The following is a 6794-nucleotide window of genomic DNA, read 5'->3' on the forward strand; positions in this document are numbered from 1 at the left end:
GGAAATGTATCGGTTTTTCCTTTTGAAATATTTTTTCTTTTTACTTGAAACCTGTTGTCCCTTGGCATTTTCAGTTATTAAAATTCCGGAAAAAAATATAAGTAAAAAAAAGGCCCACCTTTTCATAGCTGCGTCTTTAGATAGAAATTTCTGGTAAAAGTGCTCTTTAACAGAGTTATTGGTAACGAATTTATGGAATTGAGATCGTTAATAAAAAGAAATTAATTCCTAATATCAAAACCCCAGTTGAGTTTTTCTCTTAATGTCCCCAAATAGTCATTACCATTTATCTTTACCAAATTGGCAAAAAAGGTTTCTTTTTTGACCGACATGCGAAAGGAAGTTTCAACCGTTCGGGAACGGGAATCTAAAGAAATCAGGAAATGCCTGCTTCTTCCTTCCACCTCGAAAGAAATAACACTTGAATCAGAAACGATCAGTGGCCTAATGCTTAAATTATGTGGACTAACAGGAGTAATGATAAAATTATTGGATTGAGGTAAAACAACAGGACCTCCACAACTTAAGGAATAGCCTGTTGACCCGGTAGGTGTGGAAACGATTAAACCATCGGCCCAATAAGAGTTGAGATAATCACCATCGATATAGGTATGGACTACAATCATGGACGATGAATCCTGTTTTAGAATAGTGAATTCATTGAGACCGAAATTCTTTCCTTCAAAAATATCCTTATCGGATGCTAGGTTTATTAATGTTCTTTTTTCGATAGAATAGGATTGAGTAAATAAGGCGTGAATAGCCTCCTTTATTTTGTTTTTGGAAATAGTGGCTAAAAATCCTAGGCGTCCCATGTTTATGCCCAAAACTGGAATTTCTAGTGCACCAATATGGGTAAGGGTTTCTAAAAGAGTGCCATCACCACCTAAACTGAGAAAGAAGTCTACTTTTTTTAAATCCTCTTTTCGGTGGTAAATGGAAAAGGATTCTCCTTTTGTTGAAATATTTCCCAGCATTTGGTGAAACCTTTCAGAAAGAATTAATTCTGCCCCTCTGTTCATTAATTCATTGAAAACTTCATGAATAAAAGGAACTGTTTCTTGCGTAAAGTTTTTCCCGTGAATGGCAATTTTCATTATTGGAATGATTAACGGGTTTAGAGTAGGGTGATGAAAAAGATTAAATATATAAATATTTCATTAGGATACCCAATCGCTCTTTTTCCTTAATTTCCATTGTTGTTTCCTGGAATTTAGCAATAATTTTATATCCAAATCGCTCCAGGGTTGCAATGACAGAGGAGAGGTCTGTCATATTTACCTTTAGGGTTAGTTTCACTTTTTGATTGTCAATAGGGTCATTGGTGAGCCCGCTGCTTAAAATCTTGGCTCCATTGGATTCCACCAAACGGCTAATTTCGGCTAAAGAGTAGTCAATTTGTTTTAAAGATAAAACAATTATTCCTCCAGGGCTTTGAACAGCTGCCGTTTGTGCAAAAGCAATAACAGTATCCTGTACCGTGATGGCTCCTTTGTAATTTTGTTCGTTATCTAAAACGGCAACTATTTCCACTCCAGATTGGGAGGCCACCTTCAGGATATCATAAAAATGCTGATGGTCAAAAACAAAGCAATCTTTTTCCGTTAATCTTAAGCTGGAAAGTTGCCCGCCCAGCTTATCACTTTCTAGCAACTCATTTTCGGTTATTAATCCCTGAAATTTCCCCCCCTCAATTACGGGAAGTTGGCTGACACGTAATTCTTCCATCCATTTAATAGCCTTCTGAACAGTGTCTGTTAGCTTTAAAGGGGGGATCATATCATTTATCAACTGTTGGGCGATCATATAGGAGTAGCTTCCAGATATTCTTCTAAAACTTGATTAAACTCTTCAGGTCTTTCCATCATGGGGGCATGACAACATTTGTCAATAAACCTTAATGTGGAGTTGGGAATTAGACGGTGAAATTCGTGGGCTGTATTTGGTGGCGTGATGGTGTCATTAAGTCCCCAAATAAGCAAAGTGGGCTGGTTAATATTTACAATTTCATCAGCCATATTATGTCTTTGGGCAGATTTAGCGGCACCTACAATCCTCATGCATTTTGGAATGCTATTAGTTACTTCAAAAATCTCATCGATATATTCCTTGGTAATTGTAGAAGGGTCATAAAAAGTGTATTCTACTCTTTCCTTAATATATTCGTAGTTTCCCCTTTTTGGGAATGAAGCACCCATAGTATTTTCGTAAAGCCCGGAACTTCCCGTTAGTATCAATCTTTTTACTTTTTCCGGGTTTTTTAAGGTGAAAATTAATGCAATATGGCCACCCAACGAGTTTCCCATTAAAGACAAATCGTTTAATCCTTTATATTCAATAAACCTTTCCAGAAAGTTGTTTAGTTCGGTTAAGGAATCTTTTCGAAGTGGCAATTCATATATAGGTAGGAAGGGAATAATTACCCTATATCTGTTGGATAATCCTTCCACAACGGAGTTCCAATTACTTAAGGCACCAAATAATCCATGAAGCAAGAGAATGACCTCTCCTTTGCCTTCATCAATAAACCTAAAGTCGTTCTCCTCTTTAATTTCTAATGCCATTTTTATGTGATAATTTTAAAAAAACAAGAATGTGAAAAAACATAAAGTATAGCTATGTTCTTTTCTTAATTGGCTAATTGGTGAGCGTTTACCCAATTTTGAAGCATTTTAAAACCTTCCTGGCTAAGCCAGGCCTCAGGGTGAAATTGAAGCCCTGTAATGGGAAGCTTTTTGTGCTGAATAGCCATAATTTCATTTTTTTCTGTTTGTGCAATAATTTGTAAGCAAGCGGGTATATTATCCAGGATCAATGAATGGTATCGAACTACTTCACATTTCTTTATATCATTAAAAATTGCTGCTTTTTTACAGTGAATAGTCGAGATTTTACCATGCATAGGTTTCTCCGCTTTGACTAAATCAGCACCAAAAAACTCTCCAATAGCTTGATGTCCCAGGCAAATACCTAATATAGGTAGCCTCCTAGAGTAATAAGCTAACATTTGCATGAGGCAGCCTGCTTTTTCTGGGCTTTCAGGACCAGGTGATAAAACCACTCCTTTATAATCAAAACTTATGAGTTCTTCAAAATTAATGTTATTTCTGAATAATTTACTTTCAACCCCCAGCTGATTAAAGTAATCAACTAGGTTATAGGTGAAAGAATCAAAATTATCTAAAATTAATATCATGGCTTAGCCCTACCCAGCAAATCACTTACCATTTCTATCATCCCTTTTGCATAAGGCAATAAACCTTCTAGTTTTTTAACGGTTAAAGGGGCAAAATCTGCAATAAATGGATAAATTATGGTATTCTCCTGAAGATTTTTTGGGATTAGTATTCCCACGGAGGCGCTAACCCATAAAATTAAACTTATCAGGAATGCCCATTTGAAAACTCCTACTAAGGCTCCGGCCAAATTATCCACTTTTCCCAACAAGGTCATGTCCAATACTTTTTTAATGCCTCTTCCTAATAGGTTTATTAATAATAAGGTACCTATGAATAACAATAAAAAAGCAATGTAAGGTAAATAGGTGTTCAACTGCCCAAATTGGCTGATTAGAAATTCTATCCCCACATTCAAAAACCTAATCCCGATAATTATGGCAAGCACAAATGCAATCAAGCCTATAATTTCGAGAAGTAACCCTTTAGAAAAACCTCTATAAGCCCCGAAAAGCAGTGGAATCATTAATATGATATCCAGTGTTTTCATCTTATTTTGTTAACAATTCTTTTACTTTAGAGGCAACCAATTTTCCGTCGGCTTTTCCGGCTAATACCTTGGTGGCTTGCCCCATTACTTTACCCATGTCCTGGGGACCATTGGCTCCTACTGATTCTATAATTTTCTGAAGCTCAATTTGAACCTCTTCTTCGGAGAGCTGTTTGGGAAGGTAACGGCTGATTACTTCTAATTCAGTCAATTCTTTTGCAGCAAGGTCTTCTCTACCTTGTTGTTGAAAAAGGTCAGCGGATTCTTTTCTTTGTTTGGCTTCCTTCATGAGAATCTTCATCTCAGCCTCATCACTTACTTCCTCTCCTGAGCCTTTTTCCGTCTGTGCCAATAAAATTTTTGCTTTAATGGCTCTTAATGCCCTTAAGTCCTCTTTTTTTTTGGCCAGCATGGCCTTTTTTATATCGGAATCAATTTGTTGTTTCAGTGTCATTGCCTGTAGTTTTAAGTCGCAGATTCACTAACTTGCATACAAAGTTATCAATAAAAGGGAAAAGTAATGACTAAATTAAGTGTAAATATTAACAAGATTGCTACCCTAAGGAATGCAAGAGGAGGGAATAATCCTGATGTTGTTCAAACAGCAATTGATTGTGAATGCTTTGGTGCTGAAGGGATTACGGTTCATCCTCGTCCTGATGAACGACATATTCGTTATGCTGATGTATTGGAACTAAAGAAGGTGCTTAACACAGAATTTAATATTGAAGGATACCCCGATAATCGATATATGGAGATCATTTCTAAAGTTAAGCCTGCACAAGCTACCTTAGTTCCAGACCCTCCTGAAGTTCTTACTTCTAATGCCGGGTGGGATACCATAAGGAATCATGATTTTCTTAAGGAGATAATTTTGGAATTGAAAAAATCTGGAAGCCGGGTGTCCATCTTTCTAGAACCAGATCCCAAGCAAGTGGAAGGAGCACTTAAAGTGGGAGCGGATCGTATTGAGTTATATACGGAAAGTTATGCTACAAAATATACTCAGAATAGAGCAAAAGCCATTGCCCCTTACTTGGAAACTGCTAAGGTGGCAAAAGAAGCTGGATTAGGTATTAATGCGGGCCACGATTTGGACTTGAATAATCTCGGGTATTTAATAGAACAAATTCCATTTCTTGATGAAGTTTCCATTGGTCATGCATTAATTTGCGATGCGTTGTATTATGGGTTGGAAAATACCATCCAACTTTATAGAAGACAGCTGAAATAAATTTAGAATTAAGAAGAGATCATGAAATTATTTTTTAGGGAAGTAGGCGAGGGAAAGCCATTTATTATTTTGCACGGTCTTTTCGGGTCCTCCGATAATTGGTTGAGTATAGGGAAGAGCATTTCAAAGAATTATAAGGTTTTCCTTGTGGATCAAAGAAACCACGGGAATTCGCCAAGATCTGAGGAGTTTAATTATTCGGTAATGGCTGATGATCTGGCCGAATTTATAGATGACCATCAACTGCATGATCCAATAATAATGGGGCACTCCATGGGTGGAAAAACGGCTATGGAATTTGCGAAGAAGTACCCTGAGAAAATTCAAAAACTTATTGTGGCGGATATTGCCCCAAGGCAATATCCTCTACATCATCAATTGATTCTGAAGGGTCTGTCATCTGTTGATTTGGAAGGGATAAAAAGTAGAAAAGAAGCGGATGAGCAATTGGCTAATTATGTGCCCGGAGTTGGGGTGAGACAATTTTTATTAAAAAACCTTAGTCGTAACACAAACGGTTCTTTTGCCTGGAAAATTAATCTGCAGGTGATAAAAAGGGAAATCGCTAATGTGGGTGAATCTTTGGGAAAGGATGTCTTTTTTGATAAGCCGACACTCTTTGTAAGAGGGGCGAAATCGGATTACATTCGTAATGAAGATGAGCTTTTGATCAATAGCATATTTTCACATTACCAATTGGTTACTATACCAGATGCAGGGCATTGGTTGCATGCCGAAAGGCCTGCTGAATTTTTAAAATGCCTTAATGATTTTTTAAGTTAAAAAGCATTACCAGGGAGTTTTTCTAATAATAAATTTGAAAATGTTCGAAACTGAAAAAGGAACACTTTATCTTATACCAACGGTAATTGCCCCTCAGACCAGCTCTTCCGTTATTCCAGCTCAGGTAAGGGAGATCGCCTCTATTCTTGATTATTTTTTAGTGGAAAATGTGCGAACAGCCAGAAGGTATTTAAGTAGCTTAAAAATAGGTCGACCAATTGAGGAATTGCAATTCGAGGTATTGGATAAAAAAACAAATGACCAGGAGGTTTCAAGGTTAATGCAAGCGGTGGTGGAAGGTCGAAATGTGGGAATCATTTCAGAGGCAGGTTGTCCTGGAGTGGCTGACCCGGGAGCTTTGGCTGTTAAATTTGCCCATCAAAATAATATAAGAGTAGTTCCTTTAACCGGCCCTTCTTCAATTTTAATGGCATTAATGGCATCGGGGTTTAATGGCCAATCATTTGCTTTTCATGGATACTTACCTATTGAAAAAAAGGCCCGGGCCCAGGCGATTAAAAACCTGGAAAGACAAGTGAAAAGTCAGCAACAGACTCAGTTATTCATGGATACTCCTTATCGTAATAATGCCTTGTTTAAAGATTTGCTCACTTATTGCTCTTCATCCCTCAAGCTTTGTGTTGCAAAGAATATCACTGGAAGTGATGAAGAAATTAAAACATTTAGTATTGGGCAGTGGAAAAAGAATAAAATTGATCTACATAAGGTTCCAGTAATTTTTGTATTGGGCAATGACTAAGGGAACATGTTGTCAGGATTTTGGTATGTGTGGAGTTTAAGCTTTAAAGGCCTTTTGAAATTATAGGGGAGGATTTCTACTTATTCTTTTCCTGATTTTATAAAAAAATAACCTCCTTAGGGTGTTAGTCGTTTTAAAGTCATATCAAATATTGTAATTTATTCATTCCCTGATATTTTTACTTTATTTTTTATTCAATTAATTTTGAAATCTTTGGTGGTTGTTTCCGATTCCTGCCGGAAGCCCAGCTTCACCGAAATTACCAGTAAAAATATCCCTAGTGAAACTATA

The 6794-nt window shown here is 36.9% G+C and carries 9 protein-coding genes; 3 read left to right on the forward strand and 6 right to left on the reverse strand.

The window, feature by feature from the left end; all coding sequences use genetic code 11:
• Positions 1-221 precede the first annotated feature (221 nt).
• From E1171_RS10915 to E1171_RS10940, 6 genes are all read right to left on the reverse strand, one after another.
• The gene (locus tag E1171_RS10915) at positions 222-1097 is read right to left on the reverse strand and encodes an NAD kinase (RefSeq protein WP_155206041.1); all 876 of its coding nucleotides are present in this window, start codon (positions 1095-1097) and stop codon (positions 222-224) included.
• Between the two features lie 43 nt (positions 1098-1140).
• On the reverse strand, positions 1141-1806 hold the full coding sequence (locus E1171_RS10920; RefSeq protein WP_155206042.1) for a CBS domain-containing protein: 666 nt from the start codon (positions 1804-1806) through the stop codon (positions 1141-1143).
• Positions 1803-2564 (reverse strand): alpha/beta fold hydrolase, encoded by a 762-nt coding sequence (locus E1171_RS10925; protein ID WP_155206043.1) that lies wholly within the window; start codon positions 2562-2564, stop codon positions 1803-1805. Before E1171_RS10925 ends, E1171_RS10920 begins: the two co-directional genes overlap by 4 nt.
• A 65-nt stretch (positions 2565-2629) precedes the next feature.
• On the reverse strand, positions 2630-3196 hold the full coding sequence (locus E1171_RS10930; protein ID WP_155206044.1) for an anthranilate synthase component II: 567 nt from the start codon (positions 3194-3196) through the stop codon (positions 2630-2632).
• Positions 3193-3726: a CvpA family protein gene (locus E1171_RS10935; RefSeq protein WP_155206045.1), complete on the reverse strand. Its 534-nt coding sequence runs from the start codon at positions 3724-3726 to the stop codon at positions 3193-3195. The genes E1171_RS10930 and E1171_RS10935 overlap by 4 nt, the downstream gene beginning before the upstream one ends.
• Before the next feature lies 1 nt (position 3727).
• The gene (locus tag E1171_RS10940; RefSeq protein ID WP_155206046.1) at positions 3728-4180 is read right to left on the reverse strand and encodes a GatB/YqeY domain-containing protein; all 453 of its coding nucleotides are present in this window, start codon (positions 4178-4180) and stop codon (positions 3728-3730) included.
• Between the two features lie 66 nt (positions 4181-4246).
• On the opposite strand from E1171_RS10940, the gene E1171_RS10945 reads away from it, so the two are divergent.
• From E1171_RS10945 to E1171_RS10955, 3 genes are read left to right on the forward strand one after another with little or no spacing between them, the layout of a single operon-like run.
• Positions 4247-4960 carry a pyridoxine 5'-phosphate synthase gene (locus tag E1171_RS10945; protein WP_155206047.1) on the forward strand — a complete coding sequence of 238 codons (714 nt, stop codon included), beginning with the start codon at positions 4247-4249 and terminating at the stop codon, positions 4958-4960.
• A gap of 21 nt (positions 4961-4981) precedes the next feature.
• A complete protein-coding gene (locus tag E1171_RS10950) occupies positions 4982-5743 on the forward strand; it encodes an alpha/beta fold hydrolase (RefSeq protein WP_155206048.1) in 762 nt (253 codons plus the stop codon).
• A 40-nt stretch (positions 5744-5783) separates the two neighbouring features.
• On the forward strand, positions 5784-6503 hold the full coding sequence (locus E1171_RS10955) for an SAM-dependent methyltransferase (RefSeq protein ID WP_155206049.1): 720 nt from the start codon (positions 5784-5786) through the stop codon (positions 6501-6503).
• The last annotated feature ends 291 nt before the right edge of the window (positions 6504-6794 follow it).

The organism is Xanthovirga aplysinae (assembly GCF_009711365.1).
GTDB classification, from domain to species: Bacteria; Bacteroidota; Bacteroidia; order Cytophagales; family Cyclobacteriaceae; genus Xanthovirga; species Xanthovirga aplysinae.